At 42.3% G+C, this 23,572-nt stretch carries 27 protein-coding genes and 1 other annotated feature; all 27 genes read left to right on the top strand.

Annotated elements, in window-relative coordinates:
- Positions 1 to 33: 33 nt before the first annotated feature.
- Positions 34 to 690, top strand: a complete 657-nt coding sequence (gene sigH, locus MHH82_RS37395) for an RNA polymerase sporulation sigma factor SigH (RefSeq protein ID WP_003225758.1) — start codon at positions 34 to 36, stop codon at positions 688 to 690.
- Between the two features lie 92 nt (positions 691 to 782).
- Positions 783 to 932 (top strand): 50S ribosomal protein L33, encoded by a 150-nt coding sequence (rpmG, locus tag MHH82_RS37400; RefSeq protein ID WP_003156421.1) that lies wholly within the window; start codon positions 783 to 785, stop codon positions 930 to 932.
- A gap of 33 nt (positions 933 to 965) precedes the next feature.
- Entirely contained in the window at positions 966 to 1,145 is a 180-nt protein-coding gene (gene secE, locus MHH82_RS37405; RefSeq protein WP_004399676.1) for a preprotein translocase subunit SecE, read from the top strand.
- Between the two features lie 178 nt (positions 1,146 to 1,323).
- Positions 1,324 to 1,857 carry a transcription termination/antitermination protein NusG gene (gene nusG / locus MHH82_RS37410; protein ID WP_003225764.1) on the top strand — a complete coding sequence of 178 codons (534 nt, stop codon included), beginning with the start codon at positions 1,324 to 1,326 and terminating at the stop codon, positions 1,855 to 1,857.
- 167 nt (positions 1,858 to 2,024) lie between these two features.
- Complete coding sequence (rplK, locus tag MHH82_RS37415; RefSeq protein WP_003156430.1) at positions 2,025 to 2,450, top strand: 50S ribosomal protein L11; 426 nt, start codon at positions 2,025 to 2,027, stop codon at positions 2,448 to 2,450.
- Between the two features lie 94 nt (positions 2,451 to 2,544).
- Complete coding sequence (gene rplA, locus MHH82_RS37420) at positions 2,545 to 3,243, top strand: 50S ribosomal protein L1 (RefSeq protein WP_003235040.1); 699 nt, start codon at positions 2,545 to 2,547, stop codon at positions 3,241 to 3,243.
- 45 nt (positions 3,244 to 3,288) lie between these two features.
- Positions 3,289 to 3,429 (top strand) — a sequence feature (ribosomal protein L10 leader region).
- A gap of 65 nt (positions 3,430 to 3,494) precedes the next feature.
- On the top strand, positions 3,495 to 3,995 hold the full coding sequence (gene rplJ, locus MHH82_RS37425; RefSeq protein ID WP_003235042.1) for a 50S ribosomal protein L10: 501 nt from the start codon (positions 3,495 to 3,497) through the stop codon (positions 3,993 to 3,995).
- Positions 3,996 to 4,040: 45 nt separating this feature from the next.
- On the top strand, positions 4,041 to 4,412 hold the full coding sequence (gene rplL, locus MHH82_RS37430; protein ID WP_003156436.1) for a 50S ribosomal protein L7/L12: 372 nt from the start codon (positions 4,041 to 4,043) through the stop codon (positions 4,410 to 4,412).
- Between the two features lie 89 nt (positions 4,413 to 4,501).
- Positions 4,502 to 5,107: a class I SAM-dependent methyltransferase gene (locus MHH82_RS37435; RefSeq protein WP_003235045.1), complete on the top strand. Its 606-nt coding sequence runs from the start codon at positions 4,502 to 4,504 to the stop codon at positions 5,105 to 5,107.
- 245 nt (positions 5,108 to 5,352) lie between these two features.
- Positions 5,353 to 8,934 carry a DNA-directed RNA polymerase subunit beta gene (rpoB, locus tag MHH82_RS37440; protein WP_009966326.1) on the top strand — a complete coding sequence of 1,194 codons (3,582 nt, stop codon included), beginning with the start codon at positions 5,353 to 5,355 and terminating at the stop codon, positions 8,932 to 8,934.
- Positions 8,935 to 8,995: 61 nt separating this feature from the next.
- Complete coding sequence (gene rpoC, locus MHH82_RS37445) at positions 8,996 to 12,595, top strand: DNA-directed RNA polymerase subunit beta' (RefSeq protein WP_004399688.1); 3,600 nt, start codon at positions 8,996 to 8,998, stop codon at positions 12,593 to 12,595.
- Between the two features lie 178 nt (positions 12,596 to 12,773).
- A complete protein-coding gene (locus tag MHH82_RS37450; protein WP_003225778.1) occupies positions 12,774 to 13,022 on the top strand; it encodes a 50S ribosomal protein L7ae-like protein in 249 nt (82 codons plus the stop codon).
- A gap of 113 nt (positions 13,023 to 13,135) precedes the next feature.
- Positions 13,136 to 13,552, top strand: a complete 417-nt coding sequence (rpsL, locus tag MHH82_RS37455) for a 30S ribosomal protein S12 (protein ID WP_003225781.1) — start codon at positions 13,136 to 13,138, stop codon at positions 13,550 to 13,552.
- Positions 13,553 to 13,593: 41 nt separating this feature from the next.
- A complete protein-coding gene (gene rpsG, locus MHH82_RS37460; protein WP_003225784.1) occupies positions 13,594 to 14,064 on the top strand; it encodes a 30S ribosomal protein S7 in 471 nt (156 codons plus the stop codon).
- 53 nt (positions 14,065 to 14,117) lie between these two features.
- On the top strand, positions 14,118 to 16,196 hold the full coding sequence (gene fusA, locus MHH82_RS37465; protein WP_003235056.1) for an elongation factor G: 2,079 nt from the start codon (positions 14,118 to 14,120) through the stop codon (positions 16,194 to 16,196).
- A 119-nt stretch (positions 16,197 to 16,315) separates the two neighbouring features.
- Positions 16,316 to 17,506 (top strand): elongation factor Tu, encoded by a 1,191-nt coding sequence (gene tuf / locus MHH82_RS37470; RefSeq protein ID WP_003235058.1) that lies wholly within the window; start codon positions 16,316 to 16,318, stop codon positions 17,504 to 17,506.
- A gap of 98 nt (positions 17,507 to 17,604) precedes the next feature.
- Positions 17,605 to 18,561: an alpha/beta fold hydrolase gene (locus MHH82_RS37475; RefSeq protein ID WP_041850241.1), complete on the top strand. Its 957-nt coding sequence runs from the start codon at positions 17,605 to 17,607 to the stop codon at positions 18,559 to 18,561.
- A gap of 236 nt (positions 18,562 to 18,797) precedes the next feature.
- A complete protein-coding gene (rpsJ, locus tag MHH82_RS37480) occupies positions 18,798 to 19,106 on the top strand; it encodes a 30S ribosomal protein S10 (protein WP_003156464.1) in 309 nt (102 codons plus the stop codon).
- A gap of 39 nt (positions 19,107 to 19,145) precedes the next feature.
- Complete coding sequence (rplC, locus tag MHH82_RS37485) at positions 19,146 to 19,775, top strand: 50S ribosomal protein L3 (RefSeq protein WP_004399671.1); 630 nt, start codon at positions 19,146 to 19,148, stop codon at positions 19,773 to 19,775.
- A gap of 27 nt (positions 19,776 to 19,802) precedes the next feature.
- Positions 19,803 to 20,426 carry a 50S ribosomal protein L4 gene (rplD, locus tag MHH82_RS37490; protein WP_004399658.1) on the top strand — a complete coding sequence of 208 codons (624 nt, stop codon included), beginning with the start codon at positions 19,803 to 19,805 and terminating at the stop codon, positions 20,424 to 20,426.
- On the top strand, positions 20,426 to 20,713 hold the full coding sequence (gene rplW, locus MHH82_RS37495) for a 50S ribosomal protein L23 (protein WP_003156467.1): 288 nt from the start codon (positions 20,426 to 20,428) through the stop codon (positions 20,711 to 20,713). Before rplD ends, rplW begins: the two co-directional genes overlap by 1 nt.
- Positions 20,714 to 20,744: 31 nt before the next feature.
- The gene (rplB, locus tag MHH82_RS37500; RefSeq protein WP_003225795.1) at positions 20,745 to 21,578 is read left to right on the top strand and encodes a 50S ribosomal protein L2; all 834 of its coding nucleotides are present in this window, start codon (positions 20,745 to 20,747) and stop codon (positions 21,576 to 21,578) included.
- A 57-nt stretch (positions 21,579 to 21,635) separates the two neighbouring features.
- Complete coding sequence (gene rpsS, locus MHH82_RS37505) at positions 21,636 to 21,914, top strand: 30S ribosomal protein S19 (RefSeq protein WP_003156472.1); 279 nt, start codon at positions 21,636 to 21,638, stop codon at positions 21,912 to 21,914.
- 16 nt (positions 21,915 to 21,930) lie between these two features.
- The gene (rplV, locus tag MHH82_RS37510; RefSeq protein WP_003156475.1) at positions 21,931 to 22,272 is read left to right on the top strand and encodes a 50S ribosomal protein L22; all 342 of its coding nucleotides are present in this window, start codon (positions 21,931 to 21,933) and stop codon (positions 22,270 to 22,272) included.
- A 3-nt stretch (positions 22,273 to 22,275) separates the two neighbouring features.
- On the top strand, positions 22,276 to 22,932 hold the full coding sequence (rpsC, locus tag MHH82_RS37515) for a 30S ribosomal protein S3 (RefSeq protein ID WP_003242001.1): 657 nt from the start codon (positions 22,276 to 22,278) through the stop codon (positions 22,930 to 22,932).
- Position 22,933: 1 nt separating this feature from the next.
- A complete protein-coding gene (gene rplP / locus MHH82_RS37520; protein WP_003225801.1) occupies positions 22,934 to 23,368 on the top strand; it encodes a 50S ribosomal protein L16 in 435 nt (144 codons plus the stop codon).
- On the top strand, positions 23,358 to 23,558 hold the full coding sequence (gene rpmC / locus MHH82_RS37525) for a 50S ribosomal protein L29 (protein ID WP_003156482.1): 201 nt from the start codon (positions 23,358 to 23,360) through the stop codon (positions 23,556 to 23,558). Before rplP ends, rpmC begins: the two co-directional genes overlap by 11 nt.
- The last annotated feature ends 14 nt before the right edge of the window (positions 23,559 to 23,572 follow it).

Raw genomic sequence — 23,572 nt, forward strand, 5'->3', positions numbered from 1 at the left:
ATATTTCTATCTACGTGCGCCGGGGGGATCGGAGTGAATCTACAGAACAACAAGGGAAAATTCAACAAAGAGCAGTTTTGCCAGTTGGAGGACGAGCAGGTCATTGAAAAGGTTCATGTTGGGGACAGTGATGCGTTAGATTACTTGATTACGAAGTACCGAAACTTTGTTCGGGCAAAAGCAAGATCCTATTTCTTAATAGGGGCGGACAGAGAGGATATTGTTCAGGAAGGCATGATAGGCCTCTATAAGTCTATTCGTGACTTCAAAGAGGACAAGCTTACCTCATTCAAAGCTTTCGCAGAATTATGTATTACCCGCCAAATTATTACCGCAATAAAGACAGCTACTCGCCAGAAACACATTCCTTTGAATTCCTACGTCTCATTAGATAAACCGATTTTTGATGAAGAATCAGACCGAACGCTGCTGGATGTCATTTCAGGAGCGAAAACCTTAAATCCTGAGGAAATGATCATTAATCAGGAAGAATTTGATGATATTGAAATGAAAATGGGAGAACTATTAAGTGATTTAGAGAGAAAAGTACTCGTCTTATATCTCGACGGGAGAAGTTACCAAGAGATTTCTGATGAACTGAACCGACATGTGAAATCGATCGACAATGCCCTTCAGCGTGTGAAACGCAAGCTGGAGAAGTACTTGGAAATTCGTGAAATCAGTTTGTAATAGGAATTTATGCTATATTGACAGTATTTTTCTGACTATGATATGTTACTAAAGATAAGAACTAATGTCTATTTAGAAAAAGGTGTAATGACATGAGAAAAAAGATTACGTTAGCATGCAAGACATGCGGAAACCGTAATTATACGACAATGAAGAGCTCTGCATCAGCGGCTGAGCGATTAGAAGTAAAGAAATACTGCAGTACTTGCAATTCACATACAGCTCATCTTGAAACAAAATAGTTTTTGCGCTTTTAAATTGTGGAGGTCTTTTACATGCGTATTATGAAATTCTTTAAAGATGTTGGGAAAGAAATGAAAAAGGTAAGCTGGCCTAAAGGAAAAGAGTTAACGCGTTATACCATTACGGTAATTTCAACAGTTATCTTTTTTGTTATCTTTTTTGCCCTCCTTGACACAGGAATTTCTCAATTAATTCGTTTAATAGTTGAATAATGATCAGCAATACGTGCTATAATAGATCATAATATTACTTGCCAAAACCCGTTCAGCGGGTTTTTTATTGTGGCTTAAAATGAAAGTTATCATAGGCTTGCCGCCTATTTTTTGAAGCGTTATGGTAATTCACTAAAACCAAATGCGGGGAGGGAAGGACTGGACAGTCCTGAATAGAATGGAAAAGAATTGGTATGTTGTTCACACGTACTCTGGTTATGAGAATAAAGTAAAAGCCAACTTGGAAAAACGTGTTGAATCAATGGGGATGCAGGATAAAATTTTCCGTGTAGTCGTACCCGAAGAAGAAGAAACAGATATCAAAAACGGCAAGAAAAAAGTCGTGAAAAAGAAAGTATTCCCTGGTTATGTGCTTGTTGAAATTGTAATGACAGACGACTCTTGGTATGTTGTCCGCAACACGCCGGGCGTTACTGGATTCGTAGGATCTGCCGGGTCAGGTTCAAAACCGACGCCGCTTCTTCCGGGCGAAGCAGAAACCATTCTGAAGAGAATGGGCATGGATGAACGAAAAACTGATATTGACTTTGAACTGAAAGAGACAGTGAAAGTAATAGACGGACCTTTTGCTAACTTTACAGGATCAATTGAAGAGATTGATTATGATAAAAGCAAGGTCAAAGTTTTCGTTAATATGTTTGGCCGTGAAACGCCGGTTGAGCTGGAATTTACCCAAATCGACAAATTGTAATGTGAAAAAACTTGAAATTGCTATATATAAATGATAATATAGCAAAGGTACGTCTTGGACTTATCCAAGGCAACTAGCATGATATTTCGTCATTCATATAAAGAATGAAACCTTGAGTGGGAGGGTTTACCCTATTACCACATCACGGACTTAAGGAGGTGTGTCTCGTGGCTAAAAAAGTAGTTAAAGTTGTAAAATTGCAAATTCCTGCTGGAAAAGCTAACCCAGCACCACCAGTTGGACCTGCACTTGGTCAAGCCGGTGTTAACATCATGGGATTCTGTAAGGAGTTTAACGCTCGTACAGCTGACCAAGCTGGTTTAATCATTCCTGTTGAAATTTCGGTTTACGAAGACCGTTCATTTACATTTATTACAAAAACTCCACCTGCTGCAGTATTGCTTAAAAAAGCAGCTGGAATTGAGTCTGGTTCTGGTGAACCAAACCGTAATAAAGTGGCAACCGTTAAGCGCGATAAAGTACGCGAAATCGCTGAAACGAAAATGCCTGACTTAAACGCAGCAGACGTTGAAGCGGCAATGCGCATGGTTGAAGGTACTGCCCGCAGTATGGGTATTGTAATCGAGGATTAATTTGTTTCTTGTCGGGTTGCGAGTTTTAACAAGTTCGCAACCCTTATTCGTGGGAGGTTATTCCGCTATAACCACATAAGGAGGAAATTTTAAAATGGCTAAAAAAGGTAAAAAGTACGTTGAAGCTGCTAAGCTTGTAGACCGTTCTAAAGCTTACGACGTCTCTGAAGCAGTAGCTCTCGTTAAAAAAACAAACACAGCTAAATTCGACGCTACAGTTGAAGTGGCTTTCCGTTTAGGGGTTGACCCTCGTAAAAACGACCAGCAAATCCGTGGAGCAGTTGTTCTTCCAAACGGAACTGGTAAAACTCAGCGCGTTCTCGTTTTCGCAAAAGGCGAAAAAGCGAAAGAAGCTGAAGCTGCTGGTGCAGATTTCGTAGGCGATACTGACTACATCAACAAAATTCAACAAGGCTGGTTCGATTTCGATGTTATCGTAGCTACACCTGACATGATGGGTGAAGTTGGTAAAATCGGTCGTGTACTTGGACCAAAAGGTTTAATGCCAAACCCTAAAACTGGTACAGTTACTTTCGAAGTTGAGAAAGCGATCGGCGAAATCAAAGCTGGTAAAGTTGAATACCGCGTTGATAAAGCTGGAAACATTCATGTTCCTATCGGTAAAGTTTCTTTCGAGGATGAAAAACTTGTTGAGAACTTCACAACAATGTACGATACAATCCTTAAAGCTAAACCTGCTGCAGCTAAAGGCGTTTACGTGAAAAACGTTGCTGTAACTTCTACTATGGGACCTGGTGTCAAAGTAGACTCTTCAACTTTTAACGTAAAATAATATTGACATGACATCAACATTCTGATATTATTCAAAATGTTGTAAAATAGAATATCATTTATACCGTAGACAGTAGGGGCCTAACCGCTTAATTATCCTACCGAGGTGTATATTATCACAGCTATTACGTTACGTATGCTTGTATATACAGCCTCCATGTCTCATGGAGGCTTTTTATATGGAATCCGTCGTCTCAGTCGTGATCACCTAACGGTATAAGTGTTACACAAGAATCTACAGGAGGTGTAACCATGAGCAGCGCAATTGAAACAAAAAAAGTTGTTGTTGAAGAAATTGCTTCTAAACTGAAAGAAAGTAAATCAACGATCATCGTTGACTATCGCGGACTTAACGTTTCTGAAGTAACTGAACTTCGTAAACAGCTTCGCGAAGCTAACGTTGAGTTCAAAGTTTACAAAAATACGATGACTCGCCGTGCGGTTGAACAAGCTGAGCTTAATGGTTTGAATGATTTCTTAACTGGACCGAACGCGATCGCATTCAGCACTGAAGATGTTGTCGCTCCGGCTAAAGTTCTTAATGACTTCGCTAAAAATCACGAAGCTCTTGAAATCAAAGCTGGCGTTATCGAAGGTAAAGTTTCTACTGTTGAAGAAGTGAAAGCTCTTGCTGAACTTCCATCACGCGAAGGCTTGCTTTCTATGTTGCTTAGCGTACTTCAAGCTCCAGTTCGCAACCTTGCTCTTGCTGCAAAAGCTGTGGCAGAACAAAAGGAAGAACAAGGCGCTTAATCTAATCAGTTTTTCATAAATTAAAACAAAATGGAGGAATTACAAATGGCTTTAAATATCGAAGAAATCATTGCTTCCGTTAAAGAAGCAACTGTACTTGAATTGAACGACCTAGTAAAAGCAATCGAAGAAGAATTTGGCGTAACTGCTGCTGCTCCTGTAGCTGTAGCTGGCGGAGCTGCTGCAGGCGGAGCTGCTGAAGAGCAAAGCGAATTCGATCTTATCCTTGCTGGTGCAGGATCTCAAAAAATCAAAGTTATCAAAGTTGTACGTGAAATCACTGGTCTTGGCTTGAAAGAAGCTAAAGAACTTGTTGACAACACTCCAAAACCACTTAAAGAAGGTATTGCTAAAGAAGAAGCTGAAGAGCTTAAAGCTAAACTTGAAGAAGTTGGCGCTTCTGTAGAAGTTAAGTAATCTTCACTTACCTGTAGGGGAAGCTCGCTTTTATGAGGCGAGCTTTTTCTTTGCCATTCTTTAAGCCATGAAAAAAGGAGGTTCTAATAATGAGTGAGCACTATTATTCAGAAAAACCTTCAGTAAAAAGCAACAAGCAAACCTGGTCTTTTAGGCTTCGGAATAAAGATTTCACGTTTACCAGCGACAGCGGGGTTTTTTCTAAAAAAGAAGTTGATTTCGGCTCCCGCCTGCTGATTGATTCTTTTGAAGAGCCTGAGGTTGAGGGCGGCATTTTGGATGTAGGCTGCGGATACGGCCCGATTGGTTTATCGCTCGCCAGCGACTTTAAAGACCGGACTATCCACATGATTGACGTTAATGAGAGAGCCGTAGAACTATCAAATGAAAATGCGGAACAAAACGGAATAACAAACGTTAAGATTTATCAAAGCGATTTGTTTTCAAACGTTGATTCTGCTCAAACATTTGCTTCTATTCTTACAAATCCCCCAATCCGAGCCGGAAAAAAAGTTGTCCATGCTATCTTTGAGAAAAGCGCTGAACACTTAAAAGCTTCAGGTGAATTGTGGATCGTCATACAGAAAAAGCAAGGCGCGCCTTCTGCCATTGAAAAGCTCGAGGAACTGTTCGATGAAGTTTCCGTCGTTCAAAAAAAGAAAGGCTATTATATCATAAAAGCAAAAAAAGTTTGACTCGGTATTTTAACTATGTTAATATTGTAAAATGCCAATGTATATATTTTGCTTGATATGATGAATTGTCAATATCTATGTATAAATTATACAAGTATGGAAATGCTAATAAAATCGGTATTTGTTTTTGGATGTGGTTTTCTTAATTAGAAACCCTTTTTTCTTTTGTCTTGTAAAAGTATTTTCTTTCTTTGGAAGAAATGCTTATTACACATATAATACGCATGATTTGAGGGGTGAATCAGTTGACAGGTCAACTAGTTCAGTATGGACGACACCGCCAGCGCAGAAGCTATGCTCGCATTAGCGAAGTGTTAGAATTACCAAATCTCATTGAAATTCAAACCTCTTCTTATCAGTGGTTTCTTGATGAGGGTCTTAGAGAGATGTTTCAAGACATATCACCAATTGAGGATTTCACTGGTAACCTCTCTCTTGAGTTCATTGATTATAGTTTAGGTGAGCCTAAATATCCTGTAGAGGAATCAAAAGAACGTGATGTGACTTACTCAGCTCCGCTAAGAGTGAAGGTTCGTTTAATTAACAAAGAAACTGGAGAGGTAAAAGACCAAGATGTCTTCATGGGTGATTTCCCTATTATGACAGATACAGGTACTTTTATCATTAACGGTGCGGAACGTGTTATCGTTTCCCAGCTTGTTCGGTCTCCAAGTGTATATTTCAGTGGTAAAGTAGACAAAAACGGTAAAAAAGGTTTTACCGCAACTGTCATTCCAAACCGTGGCGCATGGTTAGAATACGAAACTGATGCGAAAGATGTTGTTTATGTCCGCATTGATCGCACACGTAAGTTGCCGGTTACGGTTCTTTTGCGTGCTCTCGGCTTCGGCTCCGATCAAGAGATTCTTGATCTCATAGGAGAAAACGAATACCTGCGAAATACGCTTGATAAAGATAACACAGAAAACAGCGACAAAGCGTTGCTGGAAATTTACGAGCGTCTCCGTCCTGGAGAGCCGCCTACAGTAGAAAATGCGAAAAGCTTGCTTGATTCTCGTTTCTTTGATCCGAAACGATACGATCTTGCCAATGTAGGACGCTATAAAATTAATAAAAAACTTCATATTAAGAATCGCCTCTTCAATCAGAGACTTGCTGAAACGCTTGTTGATCCTGAAACAGGAGAAATCCTTGCTGAAAAAGGCCAGATTCTTGATAGAAGAACACTTGATAAAGTACTGCCATACTTAGAAAACGGAATCGGTTTTAGAAAGCTGTATCCGAATGGCGGCGTTGTTGAAGATGAAGTGACTCTTCAATCAATTAAAATCTTTGCTCCGACTGATCAAGAAGGAGAACAGGTTATTAATGTAATCGGCAATGCTTACATCGAAGAAGAGATTAAAAACATCACGCCTGCTGATATTATTTCTTCAATCAGCTACTTCTTCAACTTGCTGCACGGAGTAGGCGACACAGATGATATCGATCATCTTGGAAACCGCCGTTTACGTTCTGTAGGCGAGCTTCTTCAGAACCAATTCCGTATCGGTTTAAGCCGTATGGAGCGTGTGGTTCGTGAGAGAATGTCAATTCAAGATACGAATACAATTACGCCTCAGCAGCTGATCAATATTCGTCCTGTTATTGCGTCCATTAAAGAGTTCTTTGGAAGCTCACAGCTTTCTCAATTCATGGATCAGACGAACCCGCTTGCTGAATTAACTCACAAGCGTCGTCTGTCAGCATTAGGACCGGGCGGATTGACACGTGAGCGTGCCGGAATGGAAGTGCGTGACGTTCACTACTCCCACTATGGCCGTATGTGTCCGATTGAAACGCCTGAGGGCCCGAACATCGGTTTGATCAACTCACTATCATCTTATGCAAAAGTAAACCGTTTTGGCTTTATTGAAACGCCATATCGCCGCGTTGACCCTGAAACAGGGAAGGTAACGGGCAGAATCGATTACTTAACTGCTGATGAAGAGGATAACTATGTTGTCGCTCAAGCGAATGCTCGTCTTGATGACGAAGGCGCCTTTATTGATGACAGCATCGTAGCTCGTTTCCGCGGGGAGAACACTGTTGTTTCCAGAAACCGTGTAGACTACATGGATGTATCGCCTAAGCAGGTTGTATCTGCTGCGACAGCATGTATCCCGTTCTTAGAAAACGATGACTCCAACCGTGCCCTCATGGGAGCGAACATGCAGCGTCAGGCTGTGCCTTTGATGCAGCCGGAAGCTCCATTTGTTGGAACTGGTATGGAATACGTATCAGGAAAAGACTCTGGTGCCGCTGTTATTTGTAAACACCCTGGTATCGTTGAACGCGTAGAAGCGAAAAACGTTTGGGTTCGCCGTTATGAAGAAGTAGACGGTCAAAAAGTAAAAGGAAACCTGGATAAATACAGCCTGCTGAAATTTGTCCGCTCTAACCAAGGTACGTGCTACAACCAGCGTCCGATCGTAAGTGTCGGCGATGAAGTGGTAAAAGGAGAAATCCTTGCTGACGGTCCTTCTATGGAGCTTGGTGAACTTGCACTTGGCCGTAACGTAATGGTCGGCTTCATGACATGGGATGGCTACAACTATGAGGATGCCATCATCATGAGTGAACGCCTAGTGAAGGATGATGTTTATACATCTATCCACATTGAAGAATACGAATCAGAAGCACGTGATACGAAACTTGGACCTGAAGAAATCACTCGCGATATTCCAAACGTCGGTGAAGATGCGCTTCGCAATCTTGATGACCGCGGAATCATCCGTATTGGAGCAGAAGTAAAAGACGGAGATCTTCTTGTTGGTAAAGTAACGCCTAAAGGCGTAACTGAACTGACTGCAGAAGAACGCCTTCTTCACGCCATTTTTGGCGAGAAAGCCCGCGAGGTTCGTGATACTTCTCTTCGTGTGCCTCACGGCGGCGGCGGAATTATCCATGACGTTAAAGTCTTCAACCGTGAAGACGGAGACGAACTTCCTCCAGGTGTTAACCAGTTAGTACGCGTATATATCGTTCAGAAACGTAAGATTTCTGAAGGGGATAAAATGGCCGGTCGTCACGGTAACAAAGGTGTTATCTCTAAGATTCTTCCTGAAGAGGATATGCCTTACCTTCCTGACGGCACACCAATTGATATCATGCTTAACCCGCTGGGCGTACCATCACGTATGAACATCGGGCAGGTATTGGAACTTCACATGGGTATGGCCGCTCGTTACCTTGGCATTCACATTGCATCTCCTGTATTTGACGGAGCGCGAGAAGAGGATGTCTGGGAAACACTTGAAGAAGCCGGCATGTCTCGTGACGCCAAAACAGTGCTTTACGACGGACGTACTGGAGAGCCGTTTGATAACCGTGTATCTGTCGGTATCATGTACATGATCAAACTAGCTCACATGGTTGACGATAAACTTCATGCACGCTCTACAGGTCCTTACTCACTTGTTACGCAGCAGCCTCTTGGCGGTAAAGCGCAATTTGGCGGACAGCGTTTTGGTGAGATGGAGGTTTGGGCACTTGAAGCTTACGGTGCGGCTTATACTCTTCAAGAAATTCTGACTGTTAAGTCTGATGACGTGGTTGGACGTGTGAAAACATACGAAGCCATCGTTAAAGGCGACAATGTTCCTGAACCAGGTGTTCCGGAATCATTCAAAGTATTAATCAAAGAACTTCAAAGCTTAGGTATGGATGTCAAAATCCTTTCTGGTGATGAAGAAGAAATAGAAATGAGAGATTTAGAAGACGAAGAAGATGCGAAACAAGCTGACGGCCTGGCATTATCAGGTGATGAAGAGCCGGAAGAAACAGCATCTGCAGACGTTGAACGCGATGTAGTAACAAAAGAATAATCTCTAGTTATAAAGGCAAGTGACATCGGTTAATCCGAAGATAAAAAGGGAGGTAGGCCCCTTGCTAGATGTGAACAATTTTGAGTATATGAACATCGGTCTTGCTTCACCAGATAAAATCCGTTCATGGTCTTTTGGTGAAGTGAAAAAGCCTGAAACGATAAACTATCGTACGTTAAAACCTGAAAAGGACGGTCTATTCTGCGAACGCATTTTCGGACCTACTAAGGACTGGGAATGTCATTGCGGGAAGTACAAGCGAGTTCGTTATAAAGGCGTAGTTTGTGACCGCTGCGGAGTCGAAGTAACACGGGCTAAAGTCCGTCGTGAGAGAATGGGGCACATTGAACTGGCTGCCCCAGTTTCCCACATTTGGTATTTCAAAGGTATTCCAAGCCGTATGGGTCTTGTGCTGGATATGTCACCTCGTGCTTTAGAAGAAGTCATTTACTTTGCTTCTTACGTTGTAACTGATCCGGCGAATACACCGCTTGAAAAGAAACAGCTTCTGTCTGAGAAAGAATACCGTGCTTATCTTGATAAATACGGTAATAAATTCCAAGCATCTATGGGTGCTGAAGCAATTCATAAACTTCTTCAAGATATCGATCTTGTCAAAGAAGTTGATATGTTAAAAGAAGAGCTGAAAACTTCACAAGGACAACGACGTACTCGTGCGATCAAACGTCTTGAAGTTTTAGAAGCCTTCCGTAACTCAGGAAACAAGCCTTCTTGGATGATCCTTGATGTGCTTCCTGTTATTCCTCCGGAGCTTAGACCGATGGTTCAGCTAGATGGCGGACGTTTTGCGACTTCTGATTTGAATGACCTTTATCGTCGTGTCATCAACCGTAACAATCGTTTGAAACGCCTTTTGGACCTTGGTGCGCCTAGCATCATCGTTCAAAACGAAAAGCGTATGCTTCAAGAGGCTGTCGATGCCTTAATTGACAACGGCCGCCGTGGACGCCCTGTAACAGGCCCTGGTAACAGACCGTTAAAATCTCTTTCTCACATGCTGAAAGGGAAGCAAGGCCGTTTCCGTCAAAACCTTCTTGGTAAACGTGTCGATTACTCCGGACGTTCTGTAATCGTTGTTGGTCCTCATTTGAAAATGTACCAATGCGGATTACCGAAGGAAATGGCGCTTGAACTTTTCAAACCTTTCGTTATGAAAGAACTTGTTGAAAAAGGTCTTGCTCACAACATTAAGAGTGCGAAACGCAAAATTGAGCGCGTACAGCCTGAAGTTTGGGATGTACTAGAATCAGTTATTAAGGAGCATCCGGTACTGCTGAACCGTGCCCCTACACTTCACAGATTAGGTATCCAGGCGTTTGAACCAACGCTTGTTGAAGGACGCGCAATCCGTCTTCACCCGCTCGTATGTACAGCTTACAACGCTGACTTTGACGGTGACCAAATGGCGGTTCACGTACCATTATCTGCTGAAGCACAAGCTGAAGCACGCATCCTGATGCTTGCTGCTCAAAACATCTTGAACCCTAAAGATGGTAAACCGGTTGTAACACCGTCTCAGGATATGGTACTAGGTAACTATTACCTGACACTTGAGCGTGCCGGTGCTGTCGGTGAAGGTATGGTCTTCAAGAATACAGACGAAGCGCTTCTTGCTTATCAAAACGGATATGTTCACCTTCATACGAGAGTAGCTGTTGCAGCTAACTCACTTAAGAATGTGACATTTACCGAAGAACAGCGCTCAAAATTGTTAATTACAACTGTCGGTAAGCTTGTCTTCAATGAAATTCTTCCGGAATCATTCCCTTACATGAATGAACCAACGAAGAGCAACATTGAAGAGAAAACACCTGACCGTTTCTTCTTAGAAAAAGGTGCTGACGTTAAAGCTGTTATCGCACAGCAGCCAATCAATGCGCCGTTTAAAAAAGGCATTCTGGGTAAAATCATCGCGGAAATCTTTAAACGATTCCATATTACGGAAACGTCTAAAATGCTTGACCGCATGAAAAACCTAGGTTTCAAATATTCAACTAAAGCTGGTATTACAGTTGGGGTTTCTGACATCGTCGTACTCGATGATAAACAAGAAATTCTTGAGGAAGCGCAAAGCAAAGTTGACAACGTTATGAAGCAGTTCCGCCGCGGTCTTATCACTGAAGAAGAACGCTATGAGAGAGTCATCTCTATCTGGAGTGCTGCAAAAGACGTTATCCAAGGCAAACTGATGAAATCACTTGATGAACTCAACCCGATCTACATGATGAGTGACTCTGGTGCCCGTGGTAACGCATCTAACTTTACGCAGCTTGCCGGAATGCGCGGCCTGATGGCCAACCCGGCTGGACGTATCATTGAGTTGCCGATCAAATCAAGTTTCCGTGAAGGTCTGACAGTATTGGAGTACTTTATCTCCACACACGGTGCGCGTAAAGGTCTTGCCGATACCGCTCTTAAAACTGCTGACTCAGGTTACCTTACACGCCGTCTCGTTGACGTTGCGCAGGATGTTATCATTCGTGAAACTGATTGCGGAACTGACCGAGGCATTCTTGCTAAGCCTCTTAAAGAAGGAACTGAAACAATTGAGCGCTTAGAAGAACGCTTAATCGGACGTTTTGCAAGAAAACAAGTGAAGCACCCTGAAACAGGTGAAGTGCTTGTGAATGAAAACGAACTGATTGATGAAGATAAAGCACTGGAGATTGTCGAAGCCGGCATTGAAGAAGTGTGGATCCGTTCTGCCTTCACATGTAATACGCCTCATGGTGTATGTAAACGATGCTATGGCCGAAATCTTGCAACTGGCTCCGATGTTGAAGTCGGTGAAGCTGTCGGAATCATTGCTGCCCAATCAATCGGTGAGCCTGGTACACAGTTAACAATGCGTACATTCCATACAGGCGGGGTTGCCGGAGACGACATCACACAGGGTCTTCCGCGTATCCAAGAGCTTTTCGAAGCGCGTAATCCGAAAGGTCAGGCAACAATTACAGAAATCGACGGTACAGTCGTTGAGATCAATGAAGTTCGTGATAAGCAACAGGAAATTGTGGTTCAAGGCGCAGTGGAAACACGTTCTTATACGGCACCTTACAACTCCCGCCTGAAAGTAGCGGAAGGAGATAAAATTACTCGAGGCCAAGTACTGACAGAAGGTTCAATCGATCCGAAAGAACTTCTTAAAGTGACTGACCTGACGACTGTTCAAGAGTATCTTCTCCATGAGGTTCAAAAGGTTTACCGTATGCAGGGTGTTGAAATCGGTGATAAACACGTAGAAGTAATGGTTCGCCAGATGCTTCGCAAAGTACGCGTAATTGATGCCGGTGACACTGATGTACTTCCAGGTACATTGCTTGATATTCACCAATTTACTGAAGCGAACAAAAAGGTATTACTTGAAGGCAATCGACCTGCCACAGGCCGTCCTGTCTTACTCGGTATTACAAAAGCATCTCTTGAAACTGATTCATTCTTATCTGCTGCTTCCTTCCAGGAAACAACACGTGTCCTTACAGATGCAGCGATCAAAGGTAAGCGTGACGAGCTTCTCGGCTTGAAAGAGAATGTTATCATCGGTAAGCTTGTTCCAGCTGGTACAGGAATGATGAAATACCGTAAAGTAAAACCAGTATCAAATGTTCAGCCGACTGACGATATGGTCCCGGTTGAATAACTGATTTAATTCTGCTGAAAGACTGCAAAAACAGTCTTTCAGCAGATATATTTATGAAAAAGTCACTCTATGAGAAGAACGAATCTAAAAAATGTCATACCTTGTTGACATTCGTCTCCTAGAATGATAATATAACCAAGGTGCTCGAAATAAACCTGTTACTTTGGAGGATATGTTTATGTCTTATGATAAAGTATCACAGGCCAAATCAATTATTATTGGTACGAAGCAAACAGTGAAAGCTCTAAAGCGAGGTTCAGTAAAGGAAGTAGTCGTTGCAAAAGACGCAGATCCGATACTCACGTCAAGTGTTGTTTCACTTGCTGAAGATCAAGGTATCTCTGTCTCAATGGTTGAATCCATGAAAAAGCTCGGCAAAGCCTGCGGAATTGAGGTAGGAGCAGCCGCTGTTGCCATTATTTTATAACGTACTTTTGTTTTTGCGTAAGATTCCATCTTGTGTAAAGACATTGTTTTTTGCCTTTTGATGAACCACCTGGGTATGTGGGTTATAAAACGTAATGAAGGGAGGAAAAATTCATGCCTACAATTAATCAGCTAATTCGCAAAGGACGCGTGAGTAAAGTAGAAAACTCAAAGTCTCCTGCACTTAACAAAGGATACAACAGCTTTAAAAAAGAGCACACTAACGTATCTTCTCCACAAAAACGCGGGGTATGTACTCGTGTTGGTACAATGACACCGAAAAAACCGAACTCAGCACTTCGTAAATATGCTCGTGTTCGTTTGACTAACGGAATCGAGGTTACTGCTTACATTCCTGGTATCGGTCACAACCTACAAGAGCACAGTGTTGTACTTATCCGCGGCGGACGTGTAAAAGACTTACCAGGGGTACGTTACCACATCGTTCGTGGTGCGCTTGATACTGCTGGAGTTGAAAACCGTGCACAAGGCCGTTCTAAATACGGTACGAAAAAACCTAAAGCAAAATAATATACGAAAATACGCATAATTGATGAAGGGAGGATATTCAGATGCCACGTAAAGGTCCTGTAGCAAAAAGAGATGTTTTACCTGATCCGATTTACAACTCTAAGCTTGTATCTCGTTTAATCAACAAAATGATGATCGATGGTAAAAAAGGTAAGTCTCAAACAATCCTATACAAGTCATTCGATATCATTAAAGAACGTACTGGCAATGATGCAATGGAGGTTTTCGAACAAGCATTGAAAAACATCATGCCTGTACTTGAAGTAAAAGCACGCCGTGTAGGTGGTGCGAACTACCAAGTTCCTGTAGAAGTTCGTCCTGAACGTCGTACGACTCTTGGACTTCGCTGGTTAGTTAACTACGCTCGTCTTCGCGGAGAAAAAACGATGGAAGAGCGTTTAGCTAACGAAATCCTTGACGCAGCTAACAACACTGGTGCTGCTGTTAAGAAACGTGAAGACACTCATAAGATGGCTGAAGCAAACAAAGCATTTGCTCACTATCGCTGGTAGGATTTATAGATTAACAAAACACAATTTCCTAATAAGGAAGGAGAAATTACCCAATGGCAAGAGAGTTCTCCTTAGAAAAAACTCGTAATATCGGTATCATGGCTCACATCGATGCCGGTAAAACGACAACTACAGAACGTATCTTGTTCTATACTGGTCGTATCCACAAAATTGGTGAAACTCATGAAGGAGCTTCACAAATGGACTGGATGGAGCAGGAACAAGAACGTGGTATCACAATCACTTCCGCTGCGACAACTGCACAGTGGAAAGGATACCGCGTAAACATCATCGATACTCCAGGACACGTAGACTTCACAGTTGAAGTTGAACGTTCTCTTCGTGTACTTGATGGTGCTGTTGCTGTACTTGACGCGCAATCAGGCGTTGAGCCTCAAACAGAAACTGTTTGGCGTCAGGCAACAACTTATGGAGTACCGCGTATCGTTTTTGTTAACAAAATGGACAAAATCGGTGCAGACTTCCTTTACTCTGTAGGAACTTTAAGAGACCGTCTTCAAGCAAACGCTCATGCAATTCAATTGCCGATCGGTGCTGAAGATAACTTCGAAGGTATCATTGACCTTGTAGAAAACGTTGCGTATTTCTACGAAGATGACCTCGGAACTCGTTCTGATGCAAAAGAAATCCCTGAAGAGTACAAAGAGCAAGCTGAAGAGCTTCGCAACAGCCTTATTGAAGCTGTATGTGAGCTTGATGAAGAGCTTATGGATAAGTACCTTGAGGGTGAAGAAATCACAATTGACGAGTTAAAAGCAGGAATTCGTAAAGGTACATTAAATGTTGAATTCTACCCTGTTCTTGTTGGTTCTGCTTTCAAAAACAAAGGTGTTCAACTAGTACTTGATGCTGTTCTTGACTACCTTCCTGCACCAACTGACGTTGCTGCAATCAAAGGTACACGTCCTGATACAAATGAAGAGATTGAGCGTCATTCTTCTGACGAAGAGCCATTCTCTGCATTAGCATTTAAAGTTATGACTGACCCTTACGTTGGTAAGTTGACGTTCTTCCGTGTGTACTCTGGAACACTTGATTCTGGTTCATACGTGAAAAACTCTACTAAAGGCAAACGTGAGCGTGTTGGACGTATTCTTCAAATGCACGCTAACAGCCGTGAAGAAATCTCTACTGTATACGCAGGGGATATCGCAGCTGCTGTAGGTCTAAAAGATACAACTACTGGAGATACTCTATGTGATGAGAAGGATCTTGTTATCCTTGAGTCAATGGAATTCCCAGAACCAGTTATCGACGTTGCTATTGAGCCTAAATCAAAAGCTGACCAAGATAAAATGGGTATCGCTTTAGCGAAACTTGCTGAAGAAGATCCTACATTCCGTACTCAAACAAACCCAGAAACTGGCCAAACGATCATCTCTGGTATGGGTGAACTTCACCTTGATATCATTGTTGACCGTATGAAACGCGAATTTAAAGTAGAAGCCAACGTTGGTGCTCCTCAAGTTGCGTACCGTGAAACATTCCGTACCGGTGCAAAAGTTGAAGGTAAATTCGTACGTCAGTCTGGTGGACGCGGTCAGTTCGGACACGTTTGGATCGAATTCGAACCAAACGAAGAAGGCGCTGGCTTTGAATTTGAAAATGCGATTGTCGGTGGGGTTGTTCCTCGTGAATACATCCCAGCTGTTCAAGCAGGTCTGGAAGATGCACTTGAAAATGGTGTACTAGCAGGCTTCCCGCTTATCGACATTAAAGCTAAACTTTTCGACGGTTCTTACCATGATGTTGACTCAAACGAAATGGCATTTAAAGTTGCTGCTTCTATGGCATTGAAAAATGCAGTCAGCAAATGTAACCCAGTTCTTCTTGAACCAATCATGAAAGTAGAAGTGGTTATTCCAGAAGAATACATGGGAGATATCATGGGTGATATCACTTCACGTCGCGGACGCGTAGAAGGTATGGAAGCACGCGGTAACGCTCAAGTTGTTCGCGCTATGGTTCCTCTTGCTGAAATGTTCGGTTACGCTACTGCACTTCGTTCTAATACGCAAGGTCGCGGTACGTTCACTATGCACATGGATCACTACGAAGAAGTGCCGAAGAGCGTCGCAGAAGAAATTATCAAAAAAAATAAAGGCGAATAATTGATTTTGCCGCTTAACTCAAGTATAACTACTATTGTAAGATGAGGAAGTGAAAGCTTTCTTTCACTTCCTATCACTCTATACATTACTAATTAAAAGCTCTTAAGGAGGATTTTAGAATGGCTAAAGAAAAATTCGACCGTTCCAAATCACATGCCAATATTGGTACAATTGGACACGTTGACCATGGTAAAACAACTTTAACTGCTGCTATCACAACAGTACTTCATAAGAAATCTGGTAAAGGTACAGCTATGGCGTACGATCAAATTGATGGTGCTCCAGAAGAACGTGAGCGCGGTATCACAATCTCTACTGCACACGTTGAGTACGAAACTGAAACTCGTCACTATGCACACGTTGACTGCCCAGGACACGCTGACTATGTTAAAAACATGATCACTGGTGCTGCTCAAATGGACGGAGCTATCCTTGTAGTATCTGCTGCTGATGGCCCAATGCCACAAACTCGTGAGCACATCCTTCTTTCTAAAAACGTTGGTGTACCATACATCGTTGTATTCTTAAACAAATGCGACATGGTAGACGACGAAGAGCTTCTTGAACTAGTTGAAATGGAAGTTCGCGATCTTCTTAGCGAATACGACTTCCCTGGTGATGATGTACCAGTTGTTAAAGGTTCTGCTCTTAAAGCTCTTGAAGGAGACGCTGAGTGGGAAGCTAAAATCTTCGAACTTATGGATGCGGTTGATGAGTACATCCCAACTCCAGAACGCGACACTGAAAAACCATTCATGATGCCAGTTGAGGACGTATTCTCAATCACTGGTCGTGGTACAGTTGCTACTGGCCGTGTAGAACGCGGACAAGTTAAAGTCGGTGACGAAGTTGAAATCATCGGTCTTCAAGAAGAGAACAAGAAAACAACTGTTACAGGTGTTGAAATGTTCCGTAAGCTTCTTGATTATGCTGAAGCTGGTGACAACATTGGTGCCCTTCTTCGCGGTGTATCTCGTGAAGAAATCCAACGTGGTCAAGTACTTGCTAAACCAGGTACAATCACTCCACACAGCAAATTCAAAGCTGAAGTTTACGTTCTTTCTAAAGAAGAGGGTGGACGTCATACTCCATTCTTCTCTAACTACCGTCCTCAGTTCTACTTCCGTACAACTGACGTAACTGGTATCATCCATCTCCCAGAAGGCGTAGAAATGGTTATGCCTGGAGATAACACTGAAATGAACGTTGAACTTATTTCTACAATCGCTATCGAAGAAGGAACTCGTTTCTCTATTCGTGAAGGCGGACGTACTGTTGGTTCAGGCGTTGTTTCTACAATCACTGAGTAATAGTATGATTTTAAACGAGACCCCTGCGGGTCTCGTTTTTTGTTTGCTTATCTTTTTCTTGTATAATAGGATCTATCATATTCGAGGGGTTAATATTTATGATTCCTGAAAAGAAATCAATCGCAATCATGAAAGAAATAAGCATTGGAAATACAAAGCAAATGCTGATGATTAATGGAGATGACGTGAAAAATCCATTGCTGCTTTTTTTACATGGCGGGCCGGGAACGCCGCAAATCGGATATGTTAGACATTATCAAAAAGAGCTGGAACAGTATTTTACAGTAGTTCATTGGGATCAGAGAGGATCGGGGCTTTCTTATTCTAAGCGAATTTCGCATCACTCTATGACAATAAATCACTTCATTAAAGATACAATCCAAGTCACTCAATGGCTTTTAGCTCATTTTTCAAAATCAAAACTTTACCTAGCCGGTCATTCGTGGGGGTCAATACTGGCGCTTCATGTGCTGCAGCAGTGTCCTGATTTATTTTACGCGTATTATGGAATCAGCCAGGTTGTTAACCCCCACGATGAAGAATCAACTGCTTATCAACATATTCGTGAAATTTCTGAATCAAAAAAAGCCAGCTTATTATCTTTCCTCACACGTTTCATTGGTGCTCCGCCTTGGAAGCAGGATATCCAGCACCTTATCTATCGGTTTTGTGTCGAGCTAAGCAGGGGAGGCTTCACTCGCCGTCATCGTCAATCTCTAGCTGTATTATTTCAAATGCTTACTGGCAATGAGTATGGAGTGCGGAACATGCACAGCTTCCTTAATGGATTGCGCTTCAGTAAAAAACATTTAACTGATGAGTTGTACCAGTTTAATGCTTTTACATCAGTTCCTTCTATTAAAGTACCGTGTGTTTTCATTTCAGGGAAACATGACTTAATTGTTCCTGCTGAAATATCGAAACAGTATTATCATAAACTTGAGGCACCCGAAAAGCGCTGGTTTCAATTTGAGAAATCAGCTCACACCCCGCATATTGAGGAACCGTCATTATTCGCGAACACATTAAGTCGACACGCACGACACCATTTATGATAGATCCTTGATAAATAAGAAAAACCCCTGTATAATAAAAAAAGTGTGCAAACCATGCATATTTTAAATAAGTCTTGCAACATGCGCCTATTTTCTGTATAATGGTGTATGTTGGTCTTTGACTGCGATGAAGTGAGAGGTTGCTGACACACCCGGCCGCTTTGCCATGGCAAGGTGTTCAGGTTTTTCTCACGGAGAACTGTCTAACGTGATGTAGGCGAAAAGGAGGGAAAATAATGGCAAAACAAAAAATTCGTATTCGTTTGAAAGCATATGATCATAGAATCCTTGATCAATCTGCAGAGAAGATTGTTGAAACGGCAAAACGTTCTGGTGCCAGCGTATCTGGTCCGATTCCGTTGCCAACTGAAAAATCAGTTTACACAATCCTTCGTGCGGTGCACAAATACAAAGATTCTCGTGAGCAATTTGAAATGCGTACACATAAACGTTTAATCGACATTGTGAACCCAACACCACAAACTGTTGATGCTCTTATGCGATTAGACTTACCATCTGGTGTCGATATCGAAATTAAACTTTAATTCTAAAATATAGAATGATCTTAATAGGAGGTGTGACGAATGACCAAAGGAATCTTAGGAAGAAAAATTGGTATGACGCAAGTATTCGCTGAGAATGGTGATCTTATTCCGGTAACTGTTATCGAGGCTGCTCCAAACGTTGTTCTTCAAAAGAAAACAGCTGAAAACGACGGTTATGAAGCAATCCAGCTTGGTTTTGACGACAAGCGTGAAAAGCTTTCTAACAAACCTGAAAAAGGGCACGTTGCAAAAGCGGAAACTGCTCCTAAGCGCTTCGTTAAAGAATTACGCGGAGTGGAAATGGATGCGTATGAAGTTGGTCAGGAAGTCAAGGTTGAAATTTTCTCTGCTGGAGAAATCGTAGATGTAACAGGAGTATCTAAAGGTAAAGGTTTCCAAGGTGCGATCAAGCGCCACGGACAATCTCGCGGACCTATGTCTCACGGTTCACGCTACCACCGTCGTCCTGGTTCAATGGGACCTGTAGATCCTAACCGTGTATTCAAAGGTAAATTATTACCTGGACGTATGGGCGGAGAGCAAATCACTGTTCAAAACCTTGAAATCGTAAAAGTTGATGCAGAACGCAATCTTCTTTTGATCAAAGGTAACGTACCTGGTGCGAAGAAATCTTTAATCACTGTTAAAAGTGCTGTTAAATCTAAATAATTCTCTTAGGAAAGGAGGAAATTGATTATGCCAAAAGTAGCATTATACAACCAAAACGGTTCTACTGCTGGTGACATCGAATTAAACGCTTCTGTATTTGGTATCGAACCAAATGAGAGTGTTGTATTCGACGCTATTCTTATGCAAAGAGCTTCCTTACGTCAAGGAACTCACAAAGTAAAAAATCGTTCTGAAGTACGCGGCGGAGGTCGTAAACCATGGCGTCAAAAAGGTACTGGACGTGCCCGTCAAGGTTCAATCCGTTCACCGCAATGGCGCGGAGGTGGTGTCGTATTCGGCCCAACACCACGCAGCTATTCTTATAAATTACCTAAAAAAGTTCGCCGCTTGGCAATCAAATCAGTATTGTCTTCTAAAGTGATCGACAACAACATCATCGTTCTTGAAGATCTTACTCTTGATACGGCTAAAACAAAAGAAATGGCAGCTATCCTTAAAGGATTATCTGTTGAGAAAAAAGCTTTAATCGTAACTGCGGATGCAAACGAAGCAGTAGCTTTATCTGCTCGTAACATTCCTGGAGTTACTGTTGTTGAAGCTAACGGAATCAACGTTTTAGACGTTGTCAACCACGAGAAGCTTCTGATTACAAAAGCAGCGGTTGAAAAAGTAGAGGAGGTGCTTGCATAATGAAAGATCCTCGTGATGTTCTAAAGCGCCCCGTCATTACTGAACGTTCTGCTGATTTAATGACTGAAAAGAAATATACTTTTGAAGTTGATGTAAGAGCTAACAAAACAGAAGTGAAAGACGCGGTTGAAAGCATCTTTGGAGTGAAAGTTGACAAAGTCAACATCATGAACTACAAAGGTAAATCAAAACGTGTTGGACGCTACACTGGTATGACTAGCCGTCGCAGAAAAGCGATCGTAAAACTTACTGCAGACAGCAAAGAAATCGAAATTTTTGAAGCTTAATTATCTGTAAAAAGAAGGAGGGAAATTCAAAATGGCGATTAAAAAGTATAAACCGACCTCTAATGGACGTCGTGGCATGACAACTTCAGATTTTGCTGAAATCACGACTGACAAGCCGGAAAAATCCTTGCTTGCTCCCCTTCACAAAAAAGGCGGACGTAACAACCAAGGTAAATTGACTGTACGTCACCAAGGTGGCGGACATAAACGCCAATACCGTGTTATCGACTTCAAACGCGATAAAGATGGTATACCTGGACGCGTTGCTACAGTTGAATACGATCCAAACCGTTCAGCTAACATCGCTCTAATCAACTATGCAGACGGAGAAAAACGTTACATTCTTGCTCCTAAAGGAATTCAAGTAGGTACTGAAATCATGTCAGGTCCTGAAGCTGACATTAAAGTAGGTAATGCACTTCCACTTATCAACATCCCTGTTGGTACAGTTGTGCATAACATTGAATTAAAACCTGGTAAAGGCGGACAGCTTGTACGTTCAGCTGGTACATCTGCTCAGGTTCTTGGTAAAGAAGGTAAATACGTTCTTGTACGTCTTAACTCTGGTGAAGTTCGCATGATCCTTTCTGCTTGCCGTGCTTCTATCGGTCAAGTAGGCAACGAACAGCACGAACTTATCAACATTGGTAAAGCTGGACGTTCTCGCTGGAAAGGCATCCGTCCTACTGTTCGTGGTTCTGTAATGAACCCTAACGATCACCCACACGGTGGTGGTGAAGGACGTGCGCCAATCGGACGTAAATCACCAATGTCTCCATGGGGCAAACCAACTCTTGGATTCAAGACTCGTAAGAAAAAGAACAAATCCGATAAATTTATCGTACGTCGTCGTAAAAATAAATAACGGGGTTGTCTACGGTTCTTTTCGGACCGTAGTGCAATCACGAAGGGAGGTTCCAAAATGGCTCGCAGCTTAAAAAAAGGACCATTTGTCGATGGACACTTGATGACTAAAATCGAGAAATTAAATGAAACAGACAAGAAACAAGTCGTAAAAACTTGGTCTCGTCGTTCTACTATTTTCCCACAGTTTATTGGTCACACAATCGCAGTCTATGACGGACGTAAACACGTGCCTGTATTCATCTCTGAAGATATGGTAGGGCACAAGTTGGGTGAATTCGCTCCAACTCGTACGTACAAAGGTCATGCTAGTGATGACAAAAAAACAAGACGCTAAGAGAGGAGGCTTTTAAATGCAAGCTAAAGCTGTTGCAAGAACAGTCCGTATTGCTCCTCGTAAAGCACGTCTAGTAATGGACCTGATTCGAGGCAAGCAAGTAGGTGAGGCAGTATCAATCTTGAACCTTACACCAAGAGCTGCTTCTCCAATTATCGAGAAAGTATTAAAATCCGCTATTGCAAATGCTGAGCATAACTATGAAATGGACGCTAACAACCTGGTTATTTCTCAAGCATTCGTTGACGAAGGCCCTACGTTAAAAAGATTCCGCCCACGTGCTATGGGACGTGCGAGCCAAATCAACAAACGTACGAGCCACATTACAATCGTTGTATCAGAAAAGAAGGAGGGATAAGTAGTGGGTCAAAAGGTAAATCCAGTCGGTCTTCGTATCGGAGTCATTCGTGATTGGGAATCTAAGTGGTACGCTGGTAAAGATTACGCTGACTTCCTGCACGAAGATTTAAAAATTCGTGAATACATTAGCAAACGCCTTTCTGACGCTTCTGTTTCTAAAGTAGAAATCGAGCGTGCAGCAAACCGCGTTAACATTACGATCCACACAGCTAAGCCTGGTATGGTTATCGGTAAAGGCGGTTCTGAAGTCGAAGCACTTCGCAAAGCCCTTAACAGCCTTACTGGCAAGCGTGTACACATTAACATTCTTGAAATCAAAAGAGCAGATCTTGATGCACAGCTAGTTGCTGACAACATCGCTCGTCAATTAGAAAACCGTGTTTCTTTCCGCCGTGCGCAGAAACAACAAATCCAACGTACTATGCGTGCTGGAGCACAAGGTGTGAAAACAATGGTTTCTGGTCGTCTTGGCGGTGCAGATATCGCTCGTTCTGAATACTACAGTGAAGGAACTGTTCCATTGCACACATTACGTGCGGACATTGACTATGCAACATCTGAAGCTGATACTACTTACGGTAAGCTTGGTGTAAAAGTCTGGATCTATCGTGGAGAGGTTCTTCCTACTAAGAAGAAAACTGAGGAAGGAGGAAAATAATATGTTATTACCAAAACGCGTTAAATATCGCAGAGAGCATCGCGGAAAAATGCGTGGCCGTGCGAAAGGCGGTACTGAAGTACATTTCGGAGAATTCGGTATCCAAGCTCTAGAAGCTTCTTGGATTACTAACCGTCAAATCGAAGCTGCACGTATTGCGATGACTCGTTACATGAAACGTGGCGGTAAAGTTTGGATCAAAATTTTCCCTTCTAAACCTTACACTGCTAAACCACTTGAGGTACGTATGGGATCCGGTAAAGGGGCTCCAGAAGGTTGGGTAGCTGTTGTAAAACCGGGCAAAGTTTTATTTGAAATTTCTGGTGTGTCTGAAGAGGTTGCTCGTGAAGCGCTTCGCCTTGCATCTCACAAATTGCCAATTAAAACGAAGTTCGTAAAACGTGAAGAAATTGGTGGTGAATCAAATGAAAGCTAATGAAATTCGTGACCTTACCACTGCTGAAATTGAACAAAAAGTAAAGTCTCTTAAAGAAGAACTTTTCAATCTTCGCTTTCAATTAGCGACAGGACAACTTGAAAATACTGCTCGCATTCGTGAAGTGCGCAAAGCTATCGCGCGCATGAAAACTGTGATTCGTGAAAGAGAAATTGCTGCTAATAAATAATCACTGAGGGGAGG

It is taken from the genome of Bacillus sp. FSL K6-6540 (assembly GCF_038007545.1).

Coding starts and splice junctions, on each gene's coding strand:
- secE (WP_004399676.1), top strand. CDS start 966: ATGCGTATTATGAAATTCTTTAAAGATGTTGGGAAAGAAATGAAAAAG.
- rplW (WP_003156467.1), top strand. CDS start 20,426: ATGAAAGATCCTCGTGATGTTCTAAAGCGCCCCGTCATTACTGAACGT.
- rplV (WP_003156475.1), top strand. CDS start 21,931: ATGCAAGCTAAAGCTGTTGCAAGAACAGTCCGTATTGCTCCTCGTAAA.
- MHH82_RS37435 (WP_003235045.1), top strand. CDS start 4,502: ATGAGTGAGCACTATTATTCAGAAAAACCTTCAGTAAAAAGCAACAAG.
- tuf (WP_003235058.1), top strand. CDS start 16,316: ATGGCTAAAGAAAAATTCGACCGTTCCAAATCACATGCCAATATTGGT.
- rpmG (WP_003156421.1), top strand. CDS start 783: ATGAGAAAAAAGATTACGTTAGCATGCAAGACATGCGGAAACCGTAAT.
- rpmC (WP_003156482.1), top strand. CDS start 23,358: ATGAAAGCTAATGAAATTCGTGACCTTACCACTGCTGAAATTGAACAA.
- fusA (WP_003235056.1), top strand. CDS start 14,118: ATGGCAAGAGAGTTCTCCTTAGAAAAAACTCGTAATATCGGTATCATG.
- rpsJ (WP_003156464.1), top strand. CDS start 18,798: ATGGCAAAACAAAAAATTCGTATTCGTTTGAAAGCATATGATCATAGA.
- rpsL (WP_003225781.1), top strand. CDS start 13,136: ATGCCTACAATTAATCAGCTAATTCGCAAAGGACGCGTGAGTAAAGTA.
- MHH82_RS37450 (WP_003225778.1), top strand. CDS start 12,774: ATGTCTTATGATAAAGTATCACAGGCCAAATCAATTATTATTGGTACG.
- rplP (WP_003225801.1), top strand. CDS start 22,934: ATGTTATTACCAAAACGCGTTAAATATCGCAGAGAGCATCGCGGAAAA.
- rplB (WP_003225795.1), top strand. CDS start 20,745: ATGGCGATTAAAAAGTATAAACCGACCTCTAATGGACGTCGTGGCATG.
- rpsS (WP_003156472.1), top strand. CDS start 21,636: ATGGCTCGCAGCTTAAAAAAAGGACCATTTGTCGATGGACACTTGATG.
- rpsG (WP_003225784.1), top strand. CDS start 13,594: ATGCCACGTAAAGGTCCTGTAGCAAAAAGAGATGTTTTACCTGATCCG.
- rplA (WP_003235040.1), top strand. CDS start 2,545: ATGGCTAAAAAAGGTAAAAAGTACGTTGAAGCTGCTAAGCTTGTAGAC.
- rplC (WP_004399671.1), top strand. CDS start 19,146: ATGACCAAAGGAATCTTAGGAAGAAAAATTGGTATGACGCAAGTATTC.
- rplL (WP_003156436.1), top strand. CDS start 4,041: ATGGCTTTAAATATCGAAGAAATCATTGCTTCCGTTAAAGAAGCAACT.
- rplJ (WP_003235042.1), top strand. CDS start 3,495: ATGAGCAGCGCAATTGAAACAAAAAAAGTTGTTGTTGAAGAAATTGCT.
- rplD (WP_004399658.1), top strand. CDS start 19,803: ATGCCAAAAGTAGCATTATACAACCAAAACGGTTCTACTGCTGGTGAC.
- MHH82_RS37475 (WP_041850241.1), top strand. CDS start 17,605: ATGATTCCTGAAAAGAAATCAATCGCAATCATGAAAGAAATAAGCATT.
- nusG (WP_003225764.1), top strand. CDS start 1,324: ATGGAAAAGAATTGGTATGTTGTTCACACGTACTCTGGTTATGAGAAT.